The sequence below is a fragment of the Kitasatospora sp. NPDC059722 genome (genome assembly GCF_042733235.1).
Lineage (GTDB): Bacteria > Actinomycetota > Actinomycetes > Streptomycetales > Streptomycetaceae > Kitasatospora.
Genome location: NZ_JBHWGD010000298.1, coordinates 1 through 1,160 on the forward strand (window position 1 = coordinate 1; position 1,160 = coordinate 1,160).

General features: G+C 81.1%; 2 pseudogenes. Both read right to left on the bottom strand.

Annotated features, from left to right (window positions below):
• Nucleotides 1-592, bottom strand: a pseudogene (locus ACFV4F_RS43420) (hypothetical protein); the annotation flags it as partial.
• Nucleotides 593-875: 283 nt separating this feature from the next.
• A pseudogene (locus ACFV4F_RS43425) lies at nt 876-1,160 on the bottom strand (hypothetical protein); the annotation flags it as partial.

Here is a 1,160-nt window from a genome sequence, read left to right on the forward strand (position 1 = left end):
CCCCCCCGCCCGCGCCCCCCCCCCCGGCGGCCTCGGTGGCGGTCCGGGCCGCGTCGGAGGCGCGGCCCGCGGCGGCGGCCGTGGCGGTGGCGGCGTCGAGGATCTGCCGGGTGCGCTCGCTGGCGACGCCGATCGCGGTGGCGCGGTCGCCGAGCTCGCGGGGGCCGCGCGCGCCGAGCAGGGCGTTTAGCGCGGCCAGTTCGGCGCCGGCGCCCTGCCGGTACGTTTCGGCGGCGAGCTGGGCGGCGTCCTCGACGGCGGCGACCCGCTCCGTCTCGGCGGCGGCCGCCCGCTGCGTGGCGGCGGTCTCCTCGGTGCGGGCCCGGGTGAGCGCGAGCTGGGCGCCGTTGTAGGCCTCCACGGCCTGCTCGGCGCCGCGTCCGGCCCGGTCGAGCTCGACCCTGGCGGCGGCCAGCCCGGCCTCGATGGCCCCGGCCGAGGCGGCCGTGCGGTCGGCCTCGGCCCTGGCCCGGTCGACGTCCTCGGCGGAGGGGTACGGCTCCGGCTCGGCCCGGGCGGCGTGGGCGGCCGGCAGCAGCCCGAGCACGGCGGTGAGGGAGAGCAGGAGGGTCGGCAGGAGCCTGCGCACCACGGGACGTCCCTTTCGCACGGACCGGACGGGTCCCGGGTCGGACGCGTCGCGGTCGGACGGGTCACGCGGTCGGACGGACCGTCTGCCGGGCGCGCCGCCGGACGGACGGGCGGCGCAGGATCGGGAGGCGGCCGGGCGGACGGCCCGGCGATGTGTCCAGTGCGTGACGAAGCGGTCACTCACTGCTCATGTTCTCAAGTCCGCCGTCGTTCACACACGGAATACGCACCGCCGGCCGGGTGAGCATCGGATGATCCGATCGGCGACCGATTCCAGCCGCGGACTAGCGGCGGATCCGGCGGGTGTGTGTCCGCAGGTAGGAGTGGCGCTCGGGCCGGGGCTCCAGCCCGGTCGGCCGCACCGCGTACGTCCGGCTGCGCCCGGCCCGGACCGTCCGGCGGCGCTGCTGCGCGCCGCGGCCCCGCCCGTCCCCGCCGCCCGACGCGCCGTACGCCTGGCCCTCGTGCGCGCCCGCGGCGGCCCCGGCGGCGCCGGTGCCCCCCGGGTGGGGGGCGGCGCGGGCGCGCGGGGGGGGGCCCCCCCCCGCGCCGGGCCCCCCCCCCGGCGG